The sequence below is a fragment of the Candidatus Rokuibacteriota bacterium genome (genome assembly GCA_030647435.1).
Classification (GTDB): Bacteria; Methylomirabilota; Methylomirabilia; order Rokubacteriales; family CSP1-6; genus AR37.
Window position 1 is genome coordinate 1 of record JAUSJX010000124.1, and the last position, 24649, is coordinate 24649.

Consider the following 24649-nt stretch of genomic DNA (forward strand, 5'->3'; position numbering starts at 1 on the left):
ACCTGGGTGGCGAGCGTGCGCACCCGGGCCGGAACGACGGCGGCATTGGCCATAGCACCCTCCTTACGGCCATTACGGCCGTAAGACAACCATACCATACCGCTGCCCATCCGTATGTCTCACCCTGGTGTCGTGCACCCCGGCGCGCCCCACCGCTCGGGAGAGCTGGAGTGCCGCAACTGCCACGAGGCGACCCATCAGGGCGTGGCCCTCATGTACGTCGGCATGGGCGGGCGCGGCACGCCCATGATCCCGAGCCACATGTTCCAGGTTCGCGTCGAGTGTGTCGCCTGCCACACCTTGCCAAAGCGGGAAGGGGCTGTCGCCAAGATCGCGGGGCAGACCTTCAGGCCCACAGAGCAGGCCTGCGTCAACTGCCACAGCGAAAAGTACCGCGGCATGCTCCAGCGATGGATCGACACCCTGGTCAAGATGCGCGAGGTCGTCGTGCCGAAGCTTGAGGCCGCCCGCACGGCGCTCATCAACGCCGACCCGAAGAACCCGAAGCACGCTCGCGCCAAGGCACTGGCCGGCGACGCCGAATTCAACATGGAGTTCGTCACCTTCGGGAAGGGTATCCACAATGTCTTCTACGCCGCCGACCTGCTCAAGCTGTCCAACAGCTGGCTCGAAGAAGCGCTCGGCCTGCTCGGCCGGCCGCCCGTGAAGGGGGATGACACGCTGGTCCGGGGCGGATACTGCGCTGTCCTCTGCCACGAGCAGGCCGGGGTGAAGCAGCTCGAGACGGTGTCGTTCCGGAAGCAGAAGATTCCCCATGTCCGTCACGTCACCGAGTTCGGCGCGACGTGCACCGCCTGCCACTCGGCCGAGGCCCACAAGGCGGTCACGGCCACGCCGGCCACCTGCAGCTCGTGCCACCACAGCCCCCAGAACGAGCGCTGCGAATCCTGCCACCGCCCCCAGAGCGCCTTCTACCGGGGGCAGGAGAAGACCGACCTAATCAAGCTCGAGCCGAACGCGATGGTGAACGCCGTCGCCTGCACCGGCTGCCACGACTGGTCAAGGAAACACTCGCGCCAGGCGGTGGGCGAGAAGTGCGTCGGCTGCCACGACCGTGCCTACACGAGCTTCATGTCGGAGTGGACGATCGGGCTCGACAAGGAGGCGACGGCGGCGCGGGACGCGCTCAAGCGCGCCGACGCCGCGCTCGCGCGCCACCGCCGCGCCGGACGCCCGGACTCCGACGCCGACGCCCTCGTCAGGGAGGCACGCGAGGCCCTGGCCTTGGTCCAGAAGGCGCGCGGTGTCCACAACCCCCCGGCTGCCGAGGCCCTTCTGCAGCTCGCGCGCAAGAAGGCCGAGGAAGCCCTGGCCCGCTCCGCCCAGCGGTAGCTCAGCCTTCGCGCCAGGTCCGGGGCGCCGCCGGCCCGCCGCGACCCTGGATCCTGGTGTGGCCTCGCGGCCCCGGTGTGGCAAGCCGACCCCACTGCGTGAGGGTGTTGTCGGGCCCTTCGTAGGACGTTCTCCCTAGATCCATCCTCTGAATGCTCTGGTTCTGCGCGCGGGCGGCGCTGGCACCCCGCTTGCCTCACCGTTGCCTAATGGTTTCGTTTGTTCGGACCCCGGGCATGAGTGTGCGGCAGAGGCCGCTGCAGGCTCTCTCTTTCGCGCGGCGCTCCACCGATGCCAACCGTGATTTCAGTCCCACCGGAGATAGGGCCATGGCACTCACTCCGCGCCGCGTCGGCTGCGAAGGAACAGGTTATTCCCGGACCGGCGTGAGGCGACGCCTCACGCTGCTCCTGATCGGCGCGTGCACGGCCGCCCTCGCCGCCGCCGGCGCGGCCGCCGCGGATCCGGGAGATCCGGAGAAAGGCCGCGCGGTCTTCGCGGACAAGCAGTGTGCCCGCTGCCATCTGCCCCGGGGGGCCTCGCGACCCGGGCCGGCGCTCGAGGAGCTTCGGAGGCCCCAGGGGGGGATGGAACTGGCCGGCAGGCTCTGGAACCACGTGCCCGGCATGCTCGCGGCCCTCGCCGAGGGCGGCTCCACGTGGCCGCAGATCGATGTCGGCGAGATGGCCGATCTCATGTCGTATCTGCAGGCCGATGCGGCTCGTGACCCAGCGCCGGACTTTTTCAAGGGACACCTCCTGTTGCTCCGGAAGGGATGCCTCAAGTGCCACAGCCTGGCGCGGGAAGGGGGGCGGGTCGAGCCCGATCTCGCCGAGCCGCGCGCCGACTATGAATCGGCCTCAGCGTGGGCGGCGGCGATGTGGGCGCATACGCCGGGCATGGTGGCGATGGCCTTGAAGAAGGGGATCCCGTACCCGCGCTTTTCGGGCGACGAGATGGGAAACCTCGTCGGCTTCCTCAAACACGCGGCTGCGACAACACCCCAGCGTCGGAGACAGGCTGCGCCGAGCCAGTGATGCCCAGGCGCCGGGGGACCACGGAGGTCGCACATGAGGATTCCTGAGCAGGTCAAACGGCTCGCGGTCGTGGTCGCGGTCATCATCGCCGGCGTCCTGGTGACGCGGTTCTACGCGATCCCTCGCTCGCTCGTCTCGACCGACCTGCACCGCTCTTCCACCGTCCAACGGGAGCTCGCCAAGCCCGTGAAGTTTGCCGGATCGGAGATCTGCCAGGGGTGCCACGAAGCCGAGGGCATCAAGAAGAACAGGAGCTTTCACAGGAATCTCTCGTGCGAGGGGTGTCACGGGCCCGCGACGCAGCACACCGAGGATCCCATGGCCGTGAAGCCGCCCGCGCCGCGCGATCGCAAGTTCTGCCCGGTCTGCCATGCCTATGACGCCTCGAGGCCGACGGGCTTTCCGCAGATCAATCCGACGGTCCACAATCCCCTCAAGCCGTGTATCGCGTGCCATAACCCCCACGATCCGACACCGCCCCAGACACCCCGGGCCTGCTCAGCCTGCCACGCGCAGATCGAGCGGACGAAGGCGGTGTCCAGCCACGCGCTCCTGGTCTGCACGACGTGCCACACGGTATCCGAGCAGCACAAGAAAGCGCCCAGGACCGCGCTGCCGTCCAAGCCGCAGACCCGGGAGTTCTGCGCCAAGTGCCACGGGAAGGACTCTCCGCAGAAGGATCCGCCGAAGATCGACGTCACGACTCACGGCACGCCCTATCTGTGCTGGCAATGCCACTATCCGCACCTGCCGGAGGGACGGGGATGAACAAGCGCGACTTCTTGAAGGGCCTCATTCTGTTCTTCCCTGCGGGCGGTGTGCTGGGCGCCCTGGCCGGGGAGCTGGACGCCAAAGAGACGGCCCCCGCGCAGACGGGAACCGCGGGCGCCGCTCCCAAGCCAGGGCCCAAGGCGTACGACCCGAAGGCCCACTACTACGGCATGGGCATCGAGATCGACAAGTGCATCGGCTGCAACCGGTGCGTCGAGGCGTGCAAGGCGGAAAACGACGTGCCGCGGGAGCCGTTCTTCTTCCGCACGTGGATCGAGCGCTACGTGATCAAGAAGGACGGCGACGTGGTCGTGGAAAGCATCAGCGTCAAGAGCAAGGCCTCGAAGGAGACGGCGCAGGAGGACTCTGACGTGCTGCGGACGTTCTTCGTGCCCAAGCTCTGCAACCACTGCGTGCATCCCCCGTGCGTCCAGGTGTGCCCGGTCGGCGCGACATTCGCGACGGAGGACGGAGTGGTGCTCATCGACTCCAAGCGGTGCATCGGGTGCCGGTACTGCATCCAGGCGTGTCCGTACGGGGCCAGGTATCTCGACCCGCGGACCAAGACGGCAGACAAGTGCAGCTTCTGCTACCACCGGGTGCGCCAGGGGCTGCTGCCGGCCTGCGTCGAGGTCTGCCCGACCCAGGCGCGCATCTTCGGCGACCTCAAGAGCAAGGCGAGCCGCCTCGTGCGCTTCGCGCGGATGAACAAGATCCACGTCCTCAAGCCGTCGCTCAACACCGAGCCCAAGGTGTACTACGCCCAGCTCGACGGAGAAGTGCGATGAGCGCGGAGATGACGGAGGGCCTGTCCGAGCTGCTGGAGCAGATCACCGGATTCATCTATCCCAACGAGATCGAGATCCACTGGTCGATTCTGATCGTGGTGTATCCCTACATCACGGGCCTCGTCGCGGGGGCCTTCATCCTGGCGTCTCTCGTGAAGGTCTTCAACGTCAAGGATGTTCAGCCGACATACCGGCTGGCCCTGCTCACGGCGCTCGCCTTTCTGCTGGTGGCGCCCCTGCCCCTCCTCCTGCACCTCGGCCGCCCCGAGCTATTCTACGAGATTCTGCTCACCCCGAACGTGACCTCCGCGATGGCCATGTTCGGGTTCGTGTATGCGTGGTACCTCATGGGCGTCCTGCTGCTCGAGGTCTGGTTCGAGTACCGGCGGGATCTCATCGTCATGGCGGGGCGGGAGCGGGGGCTGATGCGGTGGATCCACCGCGCGCTCTCGCTGTTCTCGACCGACACCAGCGAGGCGGCGCTGGCGTTCGACCGTAAGGCCATCCGGGCCATCACCATCGTCGGGATCCCGTCGGCCTTCCTGCTCCACGGCTACGTGGGCTTCATCTTCGGATCGGTGAAGGCGAACCCCTGGTGGAGCAGCGTGCTGATGCCGATCGTGTTCCTCATGTCGGCCATCGTCTCCGGGATCGCGCTCGTCATCTTCCTTTACATGATGCTGGCCGCGATCCGGAAGGAGCCCGTCGACATGCGCTGCCTCGACACGGTCACCTCGTATCTGTTCTACGCCGTGATCGTGGACTTCTCCCTCGAGGCGCTCGACTTCATCCACCGCCTCTACGAGAGCGAGGAGTCGGTGAAGATCCTGGGCAAGCTCATCACGCACAAGCTGTTCATGAGCCTGTTCGTGCTGCAGATCCTGATCGGCATGTTCATCCCGCTGGGCATCCTGGTCGTCGCGAAGTGGCGGAAGCTCAACGAGGACGGCCGGAAGCTGCTGTACTTCACGGCGGTCATCCTGATCCAGCTGGGCATTTTCAGCACGCGCTGGAACGTCGTGATCGGCGGGCAGCTCTTCTCGAAGAGCTTCAGGGGGCTGATGGCATACAAGATGGAGGTCATGGGCATCGAGGGCTTTCTCGCCGCGATAGTGCTCCTCGCGCTGCCGTTCGTGATTCTGGCGGTGCTGATCCGCGTGCTGCCGACGAAGCGGCTTGTGGACGAGGCGCCCGGGCCCGCGTGAGGCCGGCGCGGGCTACGCCTCATGGGGCGGCGCCACCCTGATGGGGCGGGGCCCGCCCAATCAGGTACATAGGCACACCTAAGGTTTTGGCATCCCCGTTGCCCCCTGCTGGCGGAAGGGCGCAGCGCGCCGTCCGAGAGGGGGCCGCCGTGGAGCGGATGAGGATGTCCAGCGGTTTGCTCGAGTGCCTCGAGGCGATCGGGCGCCTCGGGCACGAGCGGCCGTCAAGGGCCCTCGAGTCGCTGGCCGTCGGACTCGTCCTGATCCGGCTGATCATCGCCACGGCGATCAGGTAAGCCCAGAGGAGCCCGTGGAAACGCCCCAGGCGGCCGCGCTGGCCGGGGGGCGCCAGGCTGGGCATTGGCAAAATGATGCAAAAAGCCTATTGGATTATCCCGCGCCCGTGACGCATAGTGTCCGCTGACGAAGGACACCTCCGCCGCTGGCCGGCAGACGTCGGCCTCATGTACCAGCAGGAGAGAGGAGTCACGCGATGACCGGTAGGCGTTGGCGGCTGTTCGCGGGGATCGCCTCGGCGGCGGCGGTGGTCTGCGCCGGGATCGTCCTCGGCCTTCCTTTCTCCTCCCGTGCCCAGCAGCCGGCACAGCCGGCCGCCGCCGCGGCCGCACCCGCGGACGGCAACTATGTCGGCGCGGAGGTTTGCAAGGCCTGTCACGACGAGGCGTTCAGCAAGTTCTCCAAGACCAAGATGGGGCGCCTTTTCCTCCTCCAGGCGCGGAGTCCCAAGGAGGCCAACGCCTGCGAGACCTGCCACGGCCCCGGCAAGGCGCACGTGGACGCGGGCGGCGGCAAGGGCAAGGGTGGGCTGATCACCTTCGCGAAGAACGACAAGACCCCCGTGGAGAAGCGCAACCAGGTGTGCCTGGGCTGCCACACCAAGGGCGCTCGGCTCTTCTGGCAGGGAAGCGCCCACGAGTCGCGCGACGTCGCGTGCACCAACTGCCACAAGATCATGGAACAGGTCTCGTCCAAGGCGCAGCTCGCGAAGGCGACCGAGATCGAGACCTGCGGCACGTGCCACCTGCAGAAGCGGGCGCAGACAATGCGGTCCTCGCACATGCCGGTCCGCGAGGGCAAGATGACCTGCACCTCGTGCCACAACCCGCACGGGACGGTCACTCAAACCCTCCTCAAGGAGCAGGGGGTCAACGAGACCTGCTATACCTGCCACGCGGAGAAGCGCGGACCGTTCCTCTGGAACCACGCGCCGGTCCAGGAGAGCTGCGTGAACTGCCACGACCCGCACGGCTCGAACTGGGAGAGGATGCTGAAGGCCGCCAAGCCGCGGCTCTGCCAGCAGTGCCATTCCCCGGGAAGCGGCCACCCGAGCAACATGTACGGTCGCGGTGACACGGCATCGCTCAAGTTCGTGATGGGCCATCAATGCACGAACTGCCATGCCCTTATCCACGGCTCCAACCATCCGTCCGGCCGCGTCTTCGAGCGCTAGGAGGCCAGGGATGATACTGACCCGGACAACGCCGTGTTTCCTCTCAGCCCTCCTGGTTCTGGGCGCGGCGGGAAGCGCGCCGGCCCAGACTCAATTCGCCGGGATGAACGTCGAAGGCAGCGTCGAGGCGGGAGGCCAGGTCTTCTTGACCGATGGCCCCAAGAACAAGGAGAGGGGCAAATTCGAGGAGTACCGCGACATCGAGGCGGGGCCCTTCCTCCGGCAGCTCGAGTTGAGGCTCTTCACCCCCGACGGGAGCTACTCAGGCGAGTTCCTCGGATCCAAGTGGGGGCGGGAGGACCAGGAGTTCTCGCTGGGCGCCGGGCGCACCGGCCTCTGGCGGTTCCAGTTCGACTGGGACCAGACCCCGCACACCTTCTCGACGACTTCCCGCACGCTCTTGCACGAGATTTCGCGCGGGGTATGGGCGGCCCCGACAATCACGAGCCTGAGCGACTTCAACGGCCAGGCCACCTCGCGGGAGCTCCACGACGTCTCCGTCCGCTGGGACACCGCCCGCCTCCATTTCACGCTGACGCCGACACCGGACCTGGAGCTCAACGCCAAGTACACGAGAATCCGGAAGGAAGGCGACCGGCCGTTCGGCATGTCGTTCGGCTCGCCGGGCAGCAACTTCCTGGAGTTGCTCCAGCCCATCGAGGAGACCGTCCATGACTTCCGCCTGGGCGGGACGCTCGCGCGCGAGACGTGGCAGCTCCAGTTCGGCTACACCCTGTCGGTCTACCAGAACGACCTAAGCCGGATGAGGTTCGACAACCCCTGCTTCCAGGCCCCCGTGGGCGGGAGCGTCGCCTTCGGCTGCTCGGCCAGCGAGTCGCGCACCGCGGTGAACAGTGTGGTGCCCCAGAGCGGCCAGAGTTCCCTCCCGCCGAGCAACATGGCGCACACCTTCAATATCGCCGGTGGCGTGAGCCTGCCGCTTCGGACCCGTATCACCGGCAGCTTGATCTACAGCCTCGCGCTCCAGAACGCGGACTTCCTCCCGCACACGATCAACCCCACGATCGCCGGGGATGTGGACCTCAGGTTGCCGCAGCAGAGCCTGAACGGTAACGTGCAGACCTTCAACCTCAACCTCCAGGCGACCTCTCGCCCGCTCCCGCTTCCGCTGACGCTCTCGGCCAAGTACCGCCTGTACGACCTCGTTGACGATAGCGATCAGATCTCCTTCCCGGCTGAGGTCGTCTCCGACCGCGCGACCGTCGTCGGCGGCGTCCTCAGCCCCTCTCGCGGTGTCGAAGTCGCCAAACGGCAGAGCTTCGCGCGCCACAACGCGGACGTCGACGCGCGGTACCAGATCGCCCAACCCGTGGCCATGACGATCGGCGCCGGCTGGGAGCGCTGGAACCGGGGCCCGCACCGCGAGGTCCGGGAGAGCGACGAATACTTCGCCAAGGCGGCGATCGACGCCACGCCGTTCGACTGGCTCATGGCCCGGCTCACCTACAAGCCGTCGTTCCGGCGGGACTCCGACTACAGCCGCTGGAAGGTGGCCCCCGTGAACGGGTTCCTGTTCCGCAAGGTCGACGAGGCCGAGCGTGATCGTCACCGCGTGGATCTCCTGCTCCAGTTCACGCTGCTCGACACCCTCTCGGTGACGCCCGTGGCCAGCTATCGCTACGACGACTACCTCCGTTCCGCGTTCGGCCTGCTGTGGGAAACGAGCTGGTCGGCGGGGATCGACTTCGGCTGGAGTCCGTCCGAGCGCCTCTCGTTCTCGGCCGGCTACGTGCACGAGGTGGACGACCGGAATCTGAAGAACCGTGGCGCCGGGGGTTTTGACAATCCCTCAAGCATCAACTCTGACTGGATCACGAACATGAAGGACACCGTCGACACCTTCCATGTCGAGGGCAAGGCGGCGCTGATCCCGAACGTGCTCGACTGGACCTTCGGCGCGAACTACTCGACGTCGTCCGGAACCCGAGAAACGCGCCTGACGAGCGCCACCCTTCCGGGCGCGGTCCTCGCCGTTCCCGGCTTGCTGCCGAAACGGATGCCGGCGGCCGACGATCTGCTCGTCATGTTCACCACCGCGCTCCGCTACCACTTCTCGAAATCGTGGACGGCCTCGCTCTTCTACACCTTCGAGCAGTTCAGGAAGAACGACTGGCGCACCGACGACCTGACGCCATTCATTCCGCAACTGGCCGGCACCACGGGCTCGATCTGGCTCGGCAACGACGCCAGGAACTACGACGCCCATATCCTGGGCCTGACGCTCGCCTACAGCTTCAAGTAGCCTCTGCGGCCGGGCGGGATCGTCGAGAATCATTCGACGATCCCGTCGCGCTGTTTCCTTTCGCTCTCGCCCCTGCTGTCTCGAAATCCTGGCGCCGCGGCGCTCAGCCCGGGCCACAACTCTTGACAATACCTCCGGGCAGATGAGGGCCATGTCGAGAACCATTGTGATGCGGGAGAGCACCAGAAGCCGCCCGGGGCGGAGCGCGTTGACGGGGTCCAGGTTGATCGGCGACGAAGCCCTCGATCAAGCCGCTGGTCCGCGCGGGTGACGGCGCCTTCGCGAGTGGACCGGATGGGCGCATCGCCTTGTGGGCGCATAGAAGGACGGACAAACGCTGTTCCCTCGGCTCCCTCGCCGCGCGATGCGGGCGGGCGACATGCGGCCTCCCCTGCGGGCCCCAGCTTGACAGCCGGAATTGCTCGCGTCACCGGGGCGAAGGCGAGCGTCAGGCCTCAGTCCGCCCTCGGTCGAACCCCGAGCGGGTGAACGCCGAGTCGCTATCGCTGCTCGGGATTGCGACGGGACGAGGGTGCGCCACCGTGAGGGCTGGGCCAGGAAGACAATAGTTCGTCGGACAGGGCCAGGAGCGCCCATGCCGACTTGCCTTGCCCCCTGACGGGACGCCTGTACTTCAGCAACATGAAGACGGTCCCGCCGGGGATCGGCCACACATGAACGGTCACCGCCCTGACCCGGAGTATTTCACGCCAGTTGACTACCCGTGTCTCGAAGGCGAGGGACAGGTAGAGATTGTCTCCATCCCAGCTCGCTTCACTCACCAGCGACGTGATTATGAGGAGTCCGGCGCCGAGCCAGACCGGCGCGATCGGCAGCGCGAAGAGGACGAAGAGTGGCTCGTCGGCTCTCACGGCCGCCACAAGGCCCGCGACGACAATCAGTCCCGCGCCGGCGATCAGGTACGTGCCGGCGAGGCGGAGAAACCCTCTAACAATGAACGTCCGCGATCGCCATGCCGAGGGCCGACCGCGCTTCGGTCCAGTGTGGTGCGATCGATCGAGACGCCTAAGGAAGTGAGTCATTGCTGCCTCCATGGCGCGCCGGGGAGTGGCCGGGACCATCAAGGGCGAGCGATTCCAGCTCGGAGGGTTGTCACCGGGCGGCTACCGTGATGGGCCCGGATCCGTTCGGCCCGTCCGCGCGATCCGTCCGCCGAGCCGCGCGCCCGGGTACGGCGGCCGGCGATAGAGCGAAGAGCTGCGAGACTGCCTCCGCCCATTCCCGCCCGCCACCGGCACCGGCGGCCTCACGGAGTTTGACCGTGGGGGGATGCAGAATCTTGTTCACGATGCCGGCCACCAGGGTCTCGAACGCCTCGTGAGTCTCGCGTGAGGCGTGTGGCAGTTCCCGGAGCGCGCGCTCCAGGTCGGTGCGGCTCATGGCTTCCACTTGGCGGCGCAACGCGACGATGGCCGGGACGACGTCGAGGTCCCTGAGGGAGGTGAGGAATCTGTCCACCTCGCCCATGATCAGGAACTCGGCCCGAGCGGCTTCGCGCTGCCGCTCTTCGAGATTCGAGGCCACGACGCGCTGCAGGTCGTCGACGTCGTAGCAGAAGACGTTCTCGAGCTGTGCCACGCCGGGCTCGACGTTCCGGGGTACCGCGATGTCGATGAAGAAGATGGGGCGGGCCCTTCGCCGGGAGAGATCTCCCCGGATCCCGTCCACGGTGACGAGGGGCTGGGACGAGCGGGCCGAGGTGATCACAATGTCCACGTGAGCCAGCTCCTCGGGCCAACGGCCGAACGGCACCGGAGTGCCCGAGAGCAAGCGTGACAGTTCAACGGCCCGCGCCCAGGTCCGGTTTGTGACGTGGAGGGAGGAAATCCCCTGACGCACCAGGTGTCGCGCGGCCAGCTCACCCATGTCCCCCGCGCCGATGAGGAGCGCGGCGCGGCCCTCGAGCCGGCCGAAAATCTTCCCCGCCAACTCGACGGCTCCGGACGGGATCGACACTGCGTGCTTTGCAACCGCAGTCTCGGTCCGGACCCGCTTTGCAACGGCAAAGGCCTGGCTCAGCAGCCGGTGGAGCAGGGGGCCCACGGTGCCCGCTCGGCGGGCCAGTTCGAAGGCGTCCTTGACCTGTCCCAGGATCTGCGGCTCGCCGACGATCATCGAATCCAGGCTTGCGGCTACCCGGAAGCAATGGAGGACGGCGTCGCGGTCGGCCTTGACGTCGACGAGCCCTCGCAGCCTTGCCGGCATCACGCCACGCTGCTGGCAGAGCCAGTCGAAGGCCTCTACGAGGCCCGAACGCTCCCCGACGGCGTAGAGCTCCACGCGGTTGCAAGTGGAGAGGAGCATGGCCTCGTCCACTTGGGTCCGTGCCAGGCAGCCGGGGAGCACAGCGGAAATCTCCCCCGGCGCGAATGCCAACTGCTCGCGCAGCGCTACTGGAGCCGAGCGGTAACTGATGCCCGCCACCAGTATCGCTGTCATCGCCAAGGGGGACCGCAAGCGACATGCCAGCCCACGCCGGTCAGGGCACGCCTGAGGGTTCCCGCTAAGGTCGCGCGAAATCGGGGCGCGTGTCCTGTGTCTAACGGATCACTGCGGGCCGGGCTGGGGAATTTTCCCCGGAATCGGGGAAGAGTACGCGGTGCAGCGAGAGCCGGCTCAGGCCTGGGTGCGGGTGGAGCCGTCCTGGCGATGCCTCGAATTGCTCATGCCGCCAGTCAGGATGGCGTGGGGCAGCCCGGACCAGAGGTTGCAGAGCGATTGCGCGATCGAGAACAATGCGCGGCTTATCCGCGCTCCCCGCCTCCGCGCCCCGCGGCCTGGTCTGCCCACAGGCGCTCAAGATCCAGCATGGTCAGGCGGCCCACGTACGGCGTCCCGTTGGTGCGCTGCAGATCGGGCAGCCGCCTGACGAGGCGCTCGATCTTCCGAATCTCGCCCTCAGCCTCGGCGATGGCCGTGGCCTGCTCGGGCTTGCCGGCCGTTTCGGCCTTGAGCACCTGCAGAATCCCCAGGATCCCAGTGAGGGGGTTCAGGATCGCGTGGTGCAGCCCGACCACAAGCTGCCCCACGGCGGCCAGGCGCTCCTGCTCCACCAGCTGGACCTGAGCGTCGACGAGGGCTTGGTTCGCCTGCTTGAGGCGCTCCTCCATCTCGACCATATCCGTGATGTCGCGCGCCACCTCGAGGACCTGGTGGACCCGCCCGGAGGCATCGCGGAGCGGGGCGGTGATGAGGTCCAGGTACTTGGTCTTCCCGTCCGGGCAGGTCCGCGCGCGCATGCCCCGTGCCACCGTGCCTGAGTGGAACGTGCGGACCGCCGGGCACCCCCGGCACGTCTCGGGCGTGCCGCCCATCAGCTCGAAGCACGCGAGCCCGACTGCGCTCCCGCCCACCTCCGCGGCGGTGGCCGAGTTGGCCCAGACCACGCGCATCTCCCGGTCCAGGATCACCATCTGGTCAGTGACGCTCGCCATGATGGCCGCCAGTCGCTCGTGGGCCTCTCGGATCTCGGTGAACAGCTCCGCGTTGCCAAGCGCAATCGAGGCTTCCTGGAGCATGATCTCGAGCGGTCGGATCGCCGCAGGGCCCGGATCCGCTCCCGACTGCGACCGCTCGCCGGCAAACAGATGGGCCGATCCCTTTGGGGTGAACAGGGCGACGGCGACCGTGCCGGCGCGCAGGAGCGGTGCCCGCGCCGCCAGGGCGTCGGCCACGAGGTCGGCGGCCGGCGCCGCCCCCGAGGAGCCAGGTGGGTACTCGGCCAGCAGGGTCAGGCCCTCGTTCCCCTCGACCCGATACAGCGCGGCTCTCGAGAACCCGAGGCCGGCGCCGGCGCTCTCCACCACAGCGGCCGCCACCTGCCCAAGGTCAACCGGGCGGAGCATGGACTGGGCGAACTGCTGGAGTAACGTGAGCTCCCGGTTCTGGCGCTCCAGCCGGCTTATCGCCCGGCGCTCCCCGGCCGAGGAGTTCCAGGCGAGGAGTCCCAGGGCCCCGTAGAGGAAGAGCCCGATCCCGCCGGCGACGGCCCAGATGATCCGCTGGGTGCGCTGCACATCCATCATGGTGGCCGTCATGTCCTTGTACGTCTCAAGCACCCCGGCCACGCCGGCAGACCCCTGGAACTCAACGGGCACGTACGCCTCGGCGATGTACCGGTGACTCCGCTCGAAAACGTGCTCCTCGCGGCTGGGTGTCCCCAGCACCGTCGTGACCCGACCGCTCAGGGCGTTCTGGAGAAAGGTGTCGTCCGGGAAGCTCATGCCGATGAGCCGAGACTCATTGGACCACACGATCCGCCCCGTCGTGTCGTAGGCCTTGATTCGGAAGACTCCGGGCAGCCCCTCGAGGAACACCCGAAAGTTCCGATCCCGCTCCGCGGGGTCGCCTGCCACGAGGTTAAGGTCTCGGGCGCTTAGATGCTGTCGAGCCTGGCTCCGGACGATCTCGGCCGTCCTGGTTTCCTCCTCCCCCAGCAGGTGGCGCTCGAAAAAAGCCCCCACGATCACGCCGGCCGTGATGCCCACGGCGGCGATCAGTACCGCGCTCAGCAGCAGGAAGCCCTGAAAGCGGCCGGGGCGCAAGCTCATGACCGCCTCATTCGCAGTACCTCGGCCGCCAGGCCGGCGTGGAGGCGCGAAGAGTTGACGGCCGTCATATCACGGCTCGCTTGGGCTGGGACGCCGCGGGGCGCCAACCGATCTGTCCGTTCACAGGCCCTCCCACCCTCTCCTGGAGCATCTCTCGCCCGGCGCCGAGGCTCGCTCTTCGGCTCACCCCAAGAGCAACCATCTCATGCGCATACTGTGCCACAGCGGCGCCCGCGTAGGAACCACGCTCTGTCAAAGCCTTTCTCTGCCGCGTCGCCCCGAGAAGCGTCCCAACGACCGGTGACTTTCGCCCACGCCTGGGGAAGACTCACCAGATCTCCCCGCAGACACAAGGCACCAGGGGACGGCGGGTCCGCGAGGGGATCAGTAGCTGCGAGGGTTGTGCTCCTCGCCGTGACACTTGAGGTAGCAGCTGCCCCGGCCGGGACGGGCGAGATCCGGGACGAACTCCAACCGCCCGCTGCTGCTCGCCGTGACCACGGTGCTCCCGGTCTTCGTGCGGAGCATGAAGTTGATCAGGCGGATGTTCTGGCGGGAGCCGTGGATGTCGTGGCACACGGCGCAGGACGCATTCTTCTCGACAACGTGCTTCTTGTGAGGGAAGCGCCCCGAGCCGTCGATCAGCGTCGACCGGTTGTGGCACTTGTAGCAGAGCGCGTAGCTCGCGGGTGACTCGGCGGCGGGATCTCCCGCCTGGAACTCGCGCTCGAGAATGGGCTCGTACCGCGAGCCGTGGGGCCCGCGAGGACGCGTCCCTTGCGGCGTCCACTCGTCGTTGTTGTGGCAGTCGGTGCAGTAGATGAAGCTCGACGGCGTGTAGCCCGGCTCGAGGCCGACGATGGTCGTGTTCTTCCCTTGTGCTGCGACCGGATGGTACGAGGGGTTTGCCGGGTTGATTTTCAACCTGACGTTGCGGACGGCGTCGCGGCGCAGGATGCCCGGCGTCGTCGATTCATTGACCCCGTGGCACTTGAGGCAAACCTCGTACTCGAAGCTCACCTCATCAACGCGGGCGCCCTGGATGGACACCCCGCGGGAGCCCCGGGTTCGGCCCGTGGCCGTGGGAGCCGTCGCCGGCGCGGGAGTCACGGCGTGGGGGTTGTGGCAGTCCACGCACGCGACGTGCCGCGGCATCACGGCCGGCTCCTCCTTGGGGTCGTGGGTCCACTCGCTACTGTCAATGGGGTGGCGGAACGGCTTGAGGAACTCCGCCTCGATGCTCTTGGGCGCCACCGCGCCATTGTGGCAGATGGTGCAGACGACGGGCTCCGCGCTCTGGGCCAGCAGGCGCTGGGGGTGGCCGGCGGCATGGGGGCGGTGGCAGTTGATGCACGCGTTCTCCCCCACCGTGGGGAACGCCCCAGGGGGCCAGGGGTTCGAACCCGTGCCGTTCCAGGTGGCGGTTGCGACCGAATGGGTCGAGCCCGTCCAGTTGCGCGGCCGGTGACAGGAGGTGCAGAGGGCGCCGAACCGATTGTCCAGCCGGAGGAACTTGGGGTTGCGGTCCTCGTGTGGGTCGTGGCACGAGGTGCACTGGAGCTGGCGCGTGTCGTCCAGGCGAATGGTGCGCGGCAGCGTCAGCGGGTCGGCGAGCTGGCCGCGACGGAGTGCCAGCGCGCTGTCGTAGACGAACGAGATCGGATGGTCGTCCGAGAGATCGGTTCCCAGGACGGCCCTCCCCGTGAGCGGTCCCAGAGTAAAGCGGCTGCCCCGTGGCGGGACCCGGAGGTTCCCCAGCGCCAAGGTCCCGTCATGACAGGACAGGCAGAGGCGCGAGGAGCCCGTGGGCTGGCTGAGCTGCGCCTCGAGCGTGCTGCTCTCGTAGAGCTTGTAGGTGACGCCGGAGACCTCCCGGTTCCACAGGGCCCGTGTCGGGCTGGCGTTGTGTGGGGTGTGGCAGAACACGCAGAGCCCCGCCGCCTCGCTCACGCGGAACGTCCCCGGACCCGAGGAAGTCAGGTTGTGAACCGTCCGGGCGATCTGAGTCTGAGCCGCCGCCGCCGTCGCGGAGAGCAGCGCCCAGGCCAGCATGAGCGCGAGCCCCGCGGCGCGACATGCGATGCGCGCGAACGTTCCACGCTCCCGGTGATCCCCGTCGCTCCTGGCTCCCACGCTGATCCCCCTGTCTGCTTCCCTACTCCGGGCCTCGGAGGAAGTCGAAGACCTGCACCCGCTGGTTGAAGGAGTCGGCCACGTAGACCTTGTCCTGCCCGCTGATGAAGATCCCTCCGGGGAGCCAGAACTGTCCCGGGCGCACCCCCCGTTCCCCGAAGCCGAGCAGGAAGGCCCCGTCCCGGTCGAAGATCTGCACCGCGTCGAAGAGCGCGTCTACGACGTACAGATGACCTCGGCTGTCGGTCGCTACGCCCTTTGGGCCGGCGAAGTCCCCCGAGCCGTCGCCGGGACGCCCCATCTTCCAGAGGAACCGTCCCTCGCGATCAAACGCCTGGACGCGGAAGTTGAGGGCGTCGGTTACGAGAAGAGTCCCCGACCTATCCAGCGCCACGTGGGTTGGATAGTTGAACTCCCCATCCCCGATCCCCCTCTTCCCCCAGCTGAGGATCTGTGCGCCGTCCGGGCCGTAGGCGGCGACCCGGTGCCCAGCCGAGTCGGCGACATAGAGCCGGCCGCTGCCCTCGTCATAGGCGACTGCCGCTGGTCGCTCGAGGCCGACCTCGGCGGCCGTCCGGAGCAGCTTGCCTTCGCGGTCCACCAGGAAGACCTTCTTCAGCCAGGAGTCCGCGACGAAGACCGTGTCGGCGGGCCCGACGGCAACGGCCACCGGAGAAGCGAGCGTTATCCCCCCCAGCCGGCCCACTTTCGTGAACCTCTGATTCGCGAGGTCGAAGATCCAGAGGGCCTGAGCGCCCGGATCGGCGACATAGAGCAGATCCTCGCGCCCCGCGACGCCGGTTGGCCGGATCAGGAACTCGTCGCTCTTGCCGAAGAGAGCGTCGGTGAGCCGTCCGAAAAACGATCTCTGAATGCCCGCGTCCTGGGGGCCCGACACGCTTCGCACGTATCGGATCCGCGCCTCCGCGGGTGGCTTGGGCCAGACCAGGGGTTCCGCGAGCGGAACCGGTGGGGCGGGCGGGCGCACCCCACAGGCTCCCGCGAGGAGGAGCAGGGTGAGCGCGCTGACGACGCGGAGGCGCACGCGCATCTCAGAACCGCCGAGTGACCTTGAGTTCGAAACGCATATCGGTGGACTGGGTCGTTCCGCGTTCTCGATCGACCCACGTGAAGGTCGGCGCCACATCCATCTTGCCGCGGGTCCAGCGGATCCTGATGCCCGTCTCACGGATGGTCTCCGAGGGGAGCCCGCTGTCCTCGGAGGTCCGCAGCGAGGCGAACGCGTTCACGAAGAGGCCGGCCAGCGGAGACCACGTCAGGTCCCCCCGCGTCGAGAGGCTCGTGCTCCGCCGCACCGGGATCGTGTAGTTGGCGAACGTCTCTTGCGCTGTGAGGCTCAGCACGAGATCTGACAGCGGCTGGACGGTCAGGAGCTGACCGTACTGCCACGACGTGAACGCAAGCCGCGTGCTCTCCTGAACCTGGTATTGCGCGCTGGCGGACGCCCGAACCCTCTCCCAGTCCCCCCGCAGCTCGAGCCGCGCCGTATCCACCGTCCGGTCGTCCAGAAACCGGTCGTCCCGCCCCGACAGCAGCGACTGCTCGGACTGCTCGTGGGCGAGAGACATGGCGATCCACCTGAAGTCCGCGCCGAGCTGGGCGCGCCAGGACACCGTCGAGAACCTGAGGCTCGGAGCCACCTCGTAAGAATAGCTGACCGCCAGGGGATCACCGGGAAGGATGACCGGACTTGCCGCGAGAGGAACGATCTTCGTCAAGTCCCCTTCTTGGACGATCAGGTAGTCCACGCCGAGCGTCGTCGGGAGCCGCGCCCCACCCCGCGTGTCCACCATCACGATCGTCGAGACGATGACGAATGGGTTGCCAAGGAGGAAGCCGGCGTTCCCGCCGAGCGGATTTGGCGCCGTGTGGGACTCGTCGACCACGTCGATGCGTGACGTGTCGATCTGGTTGTCGTCGATCTGGTAGCGGGCGCCGGCCCCCGCGAAGATGCGTCCGTTCCAGGGAATCGCCCGCTGGTAGTCGAGGTCGAGCTGGCCGGCATAGCTCTTCCGTTCGCCATCGGGGAGGTCCTGGAGTGTGGCTAGAGCGGTCGCGGCCGTGGTGAGGTTCTGGTAGAGCCGGTGCTGGACCTTGGCGGTCCCATTCTGGGTCGTCGTGGCCCCGGCATCGGTCTCGATCCGCGAGACGAGGTAACGGTAATCCGTGAACAGGTTCTCGTAATGGTCGATCCGAAGCTGCTCGTCAACCGAGAGATACGTGCTCCGCGCGAGCCCGCTCCTGGCGAAGTAGTTGAGGCGCGAGCTCCACCGGCGGTTCAGATTCTCGCCAAAGTCCAAGCTGTAGCCGAGCTCGGCTGTCTGGCTCCGGAAGTCGCCGGTGCTGCGCTCTTTGTCCTGCAGGTCGATGAACTCGTACCGGGCGTTGAAATCGGACGTCTCGAAGCCCTTGCTAGCCTCGTAACTGAAGATGTTCCGGGTCTCGTCGCGCCTGAAAGTCTGGTCCAGGATCTTGGTGTCTTCCTTCGTGTGCTCCTGCCGCGCGCCCACGGTTGACGAGAAATACCGCACCCCGAGATCCTGGAGGATGCTGTCCTCCCGGAGCCGGAATGTGCCGCCGCGGTTTTCGAAGCTGAGCTCGCTCCTGCCGCCGAACTCGCGACTGAGGACATTCTCGGTCCGGCTGGCGAAGGTCGAGAGGCTGTACGGCTTCTCGGACAGGATCACGGTGTCGAAGGTGTAGCCGAGGAGCGTCCCGCTCGTCGAGGACTCCTTGTTGTCAAACCGGTCCTGCTCCTGGAAGAGGCCGAAGCTCCCGCTGAAGCTCGTGGATACGAGGCGCGGGTCCAGGTAATAGGCTCCGGTGTTGCGGACCGTCAGCCGCTCGTCGTAGCGGGTCCTCCCGGACTTGGTATTAGAGCCGCTGTCTCCTTTCGTCTCCTGGCGGTCCCAGGCATAGCCGGCCTCCAGGGCACCGTCCCAGGTCCCCAAGCCGATCCAGGGCTGGGCGCCGACTTCACCCGAGGCAAGCACGACCGCGCCCCCCAGGATCGCGCCGAACACCAGCCGCCGTGACCATCGGCTCATTCGCAGGCGTCATTCGCGGTGGCATCGTTGGCACGTCTCAAATCCCACGGGAAAGGCCGTCTTCCCGTCGTGACACGCGCCACAGAACTTGCCTTCGAGGATCGTGTCCATCGACACGGGGTTGGCGCCGGCCTTCATCTGGAAGATCGCGTCGTGGCAGACATAGCACTTGAACCGGATGCGGTGCGCCCAGTGGGGAAACTGAGCCGGCGGCGTGTCTTTGTCGGCAGCGCCCTTCCGCTGAAAGACGATGTCCCCCTCGACCGCCGCTCCCAGACCTACGAGGGCAGCGAGCAAGAGGCCTGCTCCGATCACAGAGACGGCGAGCCGCATCATCGGGCTCCCGCCAGCGCGGGGTGACAACGCGGACAGCCTGTGGGAACAGCAAAGGCCACCGTGCCGTGGCACACCCCGCAGTACTGGCCGGCGAAGATGGCCCCCATGTTGATGGGCGTGGCGCCCCGCTTCATCTGGAAGATTCCCGGGTGGCAATTGGCGCAGGCAAGCCACTCGGTGTGGACCGAGTGCGGGAACACGACCCGAAAAACTGGCTGGCCCTCCGGGATGCGCTCGACGTCGAGGGCCAGGGGAGGAAGGCCCGGGGCCTTCGGGTCCAGCGCGGATCGTGGAGCGACGAGTCCATCGGCGATCGCCTTGACCCAGTCCACGCCTCCGGTCGTCGCATTCGGAAGCGCCTTCGCGACCTCTTCCCAGGTCTTCAGCTTCTCGACGGCGGGCGCCGCGGCTGGGGCTACTGGGGCAGGAGCCGCGGCCGTCCTGGGGCCGGCCAGCGCCAGATGGCAGCGTGGGCAGCCGGTTGGGACCGCGAAGGAAACCTTCCCATGGCAGCGGCCGCAATACTCCCCGGCGTAGATCTTCGCCATGGTGATCGGGGCAGCCCCCCGCTGCATCTGGAAGATGCCCGGATGACAGTTCGTGCAGGCGAGCCACCGGGTGTGGGCCTCATGGGGGAACGTCACCTTGAAGAGGGGCTGCCCTTCGGGCGTCAACTCCACGTCGAGGGGAAACACCGGCTGGTCCTGTGCCTCGGGTTCGAGCCCCGCCCGCGGCTCGATCGCCTTTTCCTCCAACGCGCGGACCCAGTCCACGCCTCCCGCCGCGTCCTTCGGGAGCTGCTGGAGGAGATCCCGCCACGTACGCAACGCGGCCGGGCGCACCGGCTCGGGTGGTGGAAGCGAGGCCTCGACAACGGCCGGCTGGGATCCGGGCTTGGGGGGCGGCACCCGGCGAGGGCTCCGGACCACCGGCTTGACGCGGAGTTCCTCTCCAGGCTTCGGCACCCCTTCGAAGAGCGTCGAGAGGACACGGTGCCGGGCCTCTGGGCTGCAGCCGTGGGCAGCCACCGCTCCCAACAGACCTACCATGGAGAGGAGCAGCGCGACCCGTCCCCGCATGGCACCTATCGGGCGCCCTGGAACGTCCTGCGGATGAAAAGGATCACCCGCCGAACGTCTTCGCCGTTCAGAATGCCTCCCCACGGGGCCATGGCCGTTCCCGGAATGCCGTGGATGATCCGCTGGGCCATCTCCCTGTCGCTGAGCCGCGCCATCTCCTGGGCGTTGGTAAAGTTGCGGGGACGCGGAACCAGGCTTTGGCCGATCGGAGTCTGCCCGTCCCCACGCTCGCCGTGGCATGGGGTGCAGTCCTGCTGGTAGATTTGTCCGCCCACCAGGACATCGAGTCCGGCGCGCGTCATGCCGGCGGGCAGCGGTTGCTGGAGGCTCCGGATGTAGCGCATCAAGTCGATGATCTCCGCCGGGCTCTCCAGCTCTCCCCAGCCGCCCATGGCCGTCCCGGGGCGGCCCAGCTTGATCGCCGTATACATTCGCCCGTCATCCACCCGCGCCATCTCGATCGGGTCGGCAAACTTGCGGGGGCGCGGACGGAGCACCTTTGCCGCCTCCGTGTCGGCGCGCCCGTCGGCCCCGTGGCACATCGCGCACTGCTTCTCGTAGATGCGGCGGCCGACCTGGAGGCTCAGCTGGTCTATGGAGAGCGCGGCAGGGAGCGGCGGGGTCAGGCTCCGAACGTAGTCGATGATGTCGCCCATCTGGGGTTCACTCAGCACCTGCCCCCACGGAGCCATGGCCGTCCCCGGCCGGCCCATCCTGAGGGCACGATACATCCGGTCGTCGGTCACACGGGCCATCTCCACCGGGTCCGTGAAATTCCTCGGCCGCGGCTCCAAGAGCCGGGCGACCGGTGTGTCGGCGCGCCCGTCGACCCCGTGGCAGAACGCGCAGTACGTGTCGTAGAGCGTCTTGCCCCGCTCGTGCACCCCTTGGGAGGCAGGCTGGGCCGCGAGCGGGGCGGCCCACACCAGGCTGACTCCGAGCACGAGAAGCTCCAGGATTCGGCGCATGCTCATCAGCCCCACCTCCCGTCTGGATGAAAGCGTGAAAATCAGTCTACGGCCGAGGGCCCGCAAGAAAGAGCGAATTGTCCGGGCCCGTGGGCGCTCCTTACCTGGCGGGTGCCTCCAATGCGCCGAGCCTCTGGAGGTTCAGCCGCGGAAGCGCCCAGCTCGGCTGGAGGCTGAGGGCCAATCGGTACTCTCGCGCGGCGGCCTCGAGGGCGCCTTGCCGCTCGTAGACCAGCCCCAGGTTGAAGTGGGCCTGGGGGAGGCCTGGCTTCAGTACGAGCACACGCCGATATGCCTCGGCCGCCTCTCCGAGTCGTTGCAGCTCGAAGTAGGCGTTGCCCAGGTTATTGAGGGCCGCGTACGCCTGCGGCTCGATGCGCAGCGCCGCGTCGATCGAGTCCACGGCGAGCTCGAAAAAAGCCGGCTCCCCGGACCGGATCCCCATGCGCGTGTAGAAGACGCCCAGGTTATTGTGGGCCTCGGCCGGATTCGGATCGCCGAGACGGGTCCGCCCATGCTCAGACACCGCCTCCTCGGCCTTCAACTCGCGCAAGATAGCCCCGGCCTTCAGATAGCTCGCGATCAAGCGATTCTGGGACCGACCCCGCGCCAGCGCGGCAAGCCTCTCTGTCGCCTGGCCAACTTCCCCCAGCGAGAAGAGCAGCTTCGCTCGATCAAGCTGCGAAGCGACGTCCCTCGAATCTGGCCACGGCGCCTTCCGAAGCTGGTCGAGGGCCTCTTCCCTCTCCCCGCCGGCCCAGTAGATCCGAGCGAAGTGAGCCCGCCTTGCCCCCAGCAGGCCGGCGGGCAAATTGTCGACGGGAGGGAACTCAGTCGTCCGGGTCTCCCTGAGCAGCCTGTGGTTCTCGTCGGTGGTCTTACGGTAGAGGGCCAGGGGCGCCCTGAACTCGAGGAGAGGCCGGTCGTCGGTGTTCTCGGGCGCCCCCTGGGCGAACCTGGCCAGATCAGTCTCATCGAGGAAGAAAAGGGTGAGCACATCCAGGGGGGAGGCCAACCAGATGCTCGCCATGTCCTCCCGGACCGCCGCCGAGGCGGCGATCCTGCGCTCCAGCAGCGCGTAGTCGATGCGCAGGGGCGATCGCGTGCCGACCAAGAGGTAATCGCCCCGAAGCGTCCGCCAGAGGGTTGCGTGGGGGAAGCTCTGCATGAACGTCCTGACGATCATCCTCAAGTCCCCCGGGAAGAGGGAATACCCGTGGACCCACTGAATCATGATCCCGTCATCGGCCAGCCGCTCCCGGGCCAGGCGGTAGAACTCGCGGGAAAACAGATTGGCGACACCGGCCATCCAGGGGTTGGACGGCTCCGAAGAGATCACGTCAAACCGCTTCTCGCTGGCCAGGATGTAGTTCCTCCCGTCTCCTACCACCAGCCGTACCCGCGGATCGCGGAGGACGGCTCGGTTCTCCTCCACGAAGAAGCGCGACGCGTCCACGACAGCCGGCTCCAGTTCGACCACGTCGATCTCCCGAACGACGGGGTGCTGGGCGACGGCTCCCGCCGTGACGCCGCTGCCCAGCCCGATGACGAGCACCCGCTCCGGATTCGCGTGGAGCAAGAGCGGCAGATGGCCCAGCATGAGCTGCGTTGCCATATCTGCGCCGTTGCTGGCGTCCACCTTCCCGTCAACCCTCAGCGCGGTCATTCGCTCCGTCCGCTCGACGGCCACCGTGGAGTTGATCCCCTCGCGGTAGTAGAGAAGCCGCCGCGCAGCCGCCGCTTCCCGGAACAATGCCGCCGGATCCGGCGCCGCGGTGAACCGTTCGACGTAGATGGACACTCCTCCCGCCATCACGCGCGGATCCCATCTGGGGAGGAACAGCACGCCCGCCACGAAGAGCAGAGCCAGCGGGACGAGCGCCACCCGCCGCCAAAGGGGACGGGATGCGCCGGGCGCGGCGAGGACGGCGACCCCCACGGCGGTGTTCACTGCCGCGGCCACCACCAAGGACGCGCGCGCCCCGATCCAGGGGACGAGCAGGAACCCGGCGAGGAGCGCGCCCGCGATCGTGCCGACGGTATTGGCTGAATAGACCCGCCCGATGTCGCGGCCCAGCCGCGTGAGGGCGCCTCCGCAGATCTGAACCGCGCAGGGAAAGGCGGCTCCGATAATGGTGGTCGGAATGATCATGATGAGGAAGCTTGAGGCGAATTGGGCGAGCAAGGCCCCACCGGCTGAGGGAGTCATGCGCGTGAGGATCGCCAGGACGAGATCAGGGAGCCGTTCAAAGGCCGGGATCAGAGCCAAGGCGATGAGCCCGATGGCGACCTCGAGCGTTCCGAACAGAGCGGCGTCTACCCGCCGCCTGCCCCAGATCCTGGCGAAGAGAAAGCTCCCCAGGGCGAGGCCGACGAGAAAGGTCGTGAGCATGGCGCTGAAGGCGTAAATCGAGCTGCCGATCATGAGGCTGAGGGCCCGCGTCCAGGCCACCTCGTAGACCATGGCAGCCCCCCCCGAGAGGCCGGTGCCGGCCAGGACCAGCCAGGTCACAAGGGGGGTGGACCCGCTTGACTGAGCTTCGAGACCCGGAGGTTCCACCGTCAGCGGAGGGGAGGACGAGAGCGCTTCGACAGGCGCGGCCGCCGATCTAGCCAGGATGAAGGCCCAGGCGCCGATTCCGAGATTGGCCGCCGCCGCCAGCCCGATGGTAGCCCTGACCCCGATGGCCGGAAGCAGAAAGAAGCCGGCGGCCACGGAGCCCAGCACCGCACCCAGAGTGTTGAGCGCGTAGAGATCGCCCACCTTTCGGCCCAGGCTCTCCGGGCGGTTCACGAAGAACTTGGCCAGCACGGGCAGGCTGGCGCCCATGAGCGTGGTGGGGACCAGCAGGATGAGAAAGACAAGGGCAAACTGGACCAGGCTCAAAGCGAAGGAAGAAAGCTTCACAGAGCGGTACAGAGCGAGGTAGACGATCTGGACTTGGGTCAAGAGGAGTGGGACCAGCAAGGCCCAGGCGCCAATCCCGGCTTCCAGAAAGCCATACACCTGGAGCGGCCGACCTCGCCGGTCGATCAGGCGGCCGAACAGGAAGGCCCCGAGGGCCAAGCCGGCCATGAAGGCGGCCAGGACCGTGGTGACGGCGTACACCGTGTGGCCGAAGACAAGGCCCAGCATCCGCATCCAGACGATCTCGTAGACTAGGCCGGCCGCACCCGACAGGAAGAAACAGACCCAGACCGAGGCCGAGACGAAGGTCGGCTGCCGCCCTCTTGGGTTAAGCACCTCGGGCCTCCCGGGCCGCCTCGCGGAGCTGTCGAACAAGCCCAGGCCTCGCCAGGGCCGCTGCCAGCCGGCGCTGCAGTTGGACTGACGTGTCCCATTTCACCCGAAGCTCTCTGGCAAGCCCGGAGGTGCTGCGTCCCTCCCCCATGAGGCGAAGGCATCGGAACCAGGTGGCCAGCGGGAGGTTCGTGCGAGCGAAGGGTGTCCCCGTCAGGTCGGTGAAGGTCCGCCGGCAGCCCAGGCAGAGGTATCGCCGCCAAGACGTCCCGGCGGACTTGGAATGCGTGGTCACCCGCCTTTGGCCGCAGCGGGGACAGGTGATCCCGTTCGGCCACCGCGCTGTTCGCAGCACCTCGTAGCAC

Annotated in this window: 17 protein-coding genes; 8 read left to right on the forward strand and 9 right to left on the reverse strand. The window is 67.3% G+C overall.

The genetic code is table 11. The annotated features are described in order from the left end of the window. The first annotated feature begins 204 nt into the window (after positions 1 to 204). The 8 genes from Q7W02_21265 to Q7W02_21300 all read left to right on the forward strand — a co-directional run bounded on the left by Q7W02_21265 (position 205) and on the right by Q7W02_21300 (position 8888). On the forward strand, positions 205 to 1353 hold the full coding sequence (locus Q7W02_21265; protein ID MDO8478676.1) for a hypothetical protein: 1149 nt from the start codon (positions 205 to 207) through the stop codon (positions 1351 to 1353). 329 nt (positions 1354 to 1682) lie between these two features. Beyond that, positions 1683 to 2390, forward strand: a complete 708-nt coding sequence (locus Q7W02_21270; protein MDO8478677.1) for a hypothetical protein — start codon at positions 1683 to 1685, stop codon at positions 2388 to 2390. A gap of 33 nt (positions 2391 to 2423) precedes the next feature. Further along, the gene (locus tag Q7W02_21275; protein ID MDO8478678.1) at positions 2424 to 3158 is read left to right on the forward strand and encodes a hypothetical protein; all 735 of its coding nucleotides are present in this window, start codon (positions 2424 to 2426) and stop codon (positions 3156 to 3158) included. After that, on the forward strand, positions 3155 to 3949 hold the full coding sequence (locus Q7W02_21280) for a 4Fe-4S dicluster domain-containing protein (GenBank protein ID MDO8478679.1): 795 nt from the start codon (positions 3155 to 3157) through the stop codon (positions 3947 to 3949). The genes Q7W02_21275 and Q7W02_21280 overlap by 4 nt, the downstream gene beginning before the upstream one ends. Further along, the gene (gene nrfD, locus Q7W02_21285) at positions 3946 to 5154 is read left to right on the forward strand and encodes an NrfD/PsrC family molybdoenzyme membrane anchor subunit (protein MDO8478680.1); all 1209 of its coding nucleotides are present in this window, start codon (positions 3946 to 3948) and stop codon (positions 5152 to 5154) included. The genes Q7W02_21280 and nrfD overlap by 4 nt, the downstream gene beginning before the upstream one ends. Before the next feature lie 164 nt (positions 5155 to 5318). Then, positions 5319 to 5450 (forward strand): hypothetical protein, encoded by a 132-nt coding sequence (locus Q7W02_21290; GenBank protein ID MDO8478681.1) that lies wholly within the window; start codon positions 5319 to 5321, stop codon positions 5448 to 5450. A gap of 197 nt (positions 5451 to 5647) precedes the next feature. Further along, positions 5648 to 6625, forward strand: a complete 978-nt coding sequence (locus Q7W02_21295) for a DmsE family decaheme c-type cytochrome (protein MDO8478682.1) — start codon at positions 5648 to 5650, stop codon at positions 6623 to 6625. 10 nt (positions 6626 to 6635) lie between these two features. Then, on the forward strand, positions 6636 to 8888 hold the full coding sequence (locus Q7W02_21300; GenBank protein MDO8478683.1) for an MtrB/PioB family decaheme-associated outer membrane protein: 2253 nt from the start codon (positions 6636 to 6638) through the stop codon (positions 8886 to 8888). A gap of 1113 nt (positions 8889 to 10001) precedes the next feature. On the opposite strand, the gene hemA is transcribed toward Q7W02_21300, so the two are convergent. The 9 genes from hemA to Q7W02_21345 form a co-directional block, all read right to left on the reverse strand. Beyond that, positions 10002 to 11348, reverse strand: coding sequence for a glutamyl-tRNA reductase (gene hemA / locus Q7W02_21305; protein MDO8478684.1), 1347 nt, complete (start codon positions 11346 to 11348; stop codon positions 10002 to 10004). Positions 11349 to 11653: 305 nt separating this feature from the next. After that, complete coding sequence (locus tag Q7W02_21310) at positions 11654 to 13459, reverse strand: PAS domain-containing protein (GenBank protein MDO8478685.1); 1806 nt, start codon at positions 13457 to 13459, stop codon at positions 11654 to 11656. 384 nt (positions 13460 to 13843) lie between these two features. Further along, positions 13844 to 15592 (reverse strand): cytochrome c3 family protein, encoded by a 1749-nt coding sequence (locus tag Q7W02_21315; protein MDO8478686.1) that lies wholly within the window; start codon positions 15590 to 15592, stop codon positions 13844 to 13846. Between the two features lie 22 nt (positions 15593 to 15614). Beyond that, a complete protein-coding gene (locus Q7W02_21320) occupies positions 15615 to 16637 on the reverse strand; it encodes a 6-bladed beta-propeller (GenBank protein MDO8478687.1) in 1023 nt (340 codons plus the stop codon). Positions 16638 to 16644: 7 nt separating this feature from the next. Continuing rightward, positions 16645 to 18660 (reverse strand): hypothetical protein, encoded by a 2016-nt coding sequence (locus tag Q7W02_21325; protein ID MDO8478688.1) that lies wholly within the window; start codon positions 18658 to 18660, stop codon positions 16645 to 16647. A 9-nt stretch (positions 18661 to 18669) separates the two neighbouring features. After that, positions 18670 to 18957: a cytochrome c3 family protein gene (locus Q7W02_21330; GenBank protein MDO8478689.1), complete on the reverse strand. Its 288-nt coding sequence runs from the start codon at positions 18955 to 18957 to the stop codon at positions 18670 to 18672. A 35-nt stretch (positions 18958 to 18992) separates the two neighbouring features. After that, complete coding sequence (locus Q7W02_21335) at positions 18993 to 20075, reverse strand: cytochrome c3 family protein (GenBank protein ID MDO8478690.1); 1083 nt, start codon at positions 20073 to 20075, stop codon at positions 18993 to 18995. A gap of 5 nt (positions 20076 to 20080) precedes the next feature. Then, positions 20081 to 21049: a c-type cytochrome gene (locus Q7W02_21340; GenBank protein ID MDO8478691.1), complete on the reverse strand. Its 969-nt coding sequence runs from the start codon at positions 21047 to 21049 to the stop codon at positions 20081 to 20083. A gap of 94 nt (positions 21050 to 21143) precedes the next feature. Then, positions 21144 to 24287: a fused MFS/spermidine synthase gene (locus Q7W02_21345; protein MDO8478692.1), complete on the reverse strand. Its 3144-nt coding sequence runs from the start codon at positions 24285 to 24287 to the stop codon at positions 21144 to 21146. Positions 24288 to 24649 lie beyond the last annotated feature (362 nt).

Excerpts from the sequence above, each read along its gene's own strand:
- Q7W02_21290 (MDO8478681.1), top strand. The coding sequence starts at position 5,319 with ATGTCCAGCGGTTTGCTCGAGTGCCTCGAGGCGATCGGGCGCCTCGGG.
- Q7W02_21275 (MDO8478678.1), top strand. The coding sequence starts at position 2,424 with ATGAGGATTCCTGAGCAGGTCAAACGGCTCGCGGTCGTGGTCGCGGTC.
- Q7W02_21325 (MDO8478688.1), bottom strand. The coding sequence starts at position 18,660 with ATGAGCCGATGGTCACGGCGGCTGGTGTTCGGCGCGATCCTGGGGGGC.
- Q7W02_21310 (MDO8478685.1), bottom strand. The coding sequence starts at position 13,459 with ATGAGCTTGCGCCCCGGCCGCTTTCAGGGCTTCCTGCTGCTGAGCGCG.
- Q7W02_21300 (MDO8478683.1), top strand. The coding sequence starts at position 6,636 with ATGATACTGACCCGGACAACGCCGTGTTTCCTCTCAGCCCTCCTGGTT.
- Q7W02_21280 (MDO8478679.1), top strand. The coding sequence starts at position 3,155 with ATGAACAAGCGCGACTTCTTGAAGGGCCTCATTCTGTTCTTCCCTGCG.
- Q7W02_21295 (MDO8478682.1), top strand. The coding sequence starts at position 5,648 with ATGACCGGTAGGCGTTGGCGGCTGTTCGCGGGGATCGCCTCGGCGGCG.
- Q7W02_21340 (MDO8478691.1), bottom strand. The coding sequence starts at position 21,049 with ATGAGCATGCGCCGAATCCTGGAGCTTCTCGTGCTCGGAGTCAGCCTG.
- hemA (MDO8478684.1), bottom strand. The coding sequence starts at position 11,348 with ATGACAGCGATACTGGTGGCGGGCATCAGTTACCGCTCGGCTCCAGTA.
- nrfD (MDO8478680.1), top strand. The coding sequence starts at position 3,946 with ATGAGCGCGGAGATGACGGAGGGCCTGTCCGAGCTGCTGGAGCAGATC.
- Q7W02_21270 (MDO8478677.1), top strand. The coding sequence starts at position 1,683 with ATGGCACTCACTCCGCGCCGCGTCGGCTGCGAAGGAACAGGTTATTCC.
- Q7W02_21335 (MDO8478690.1), bottom strand. The coding sequence starts at position 20,075 with ATGCGGGGACGGGTCGCGCTGCTCCTCTCCATGGTAGGTCTGTTGGGA.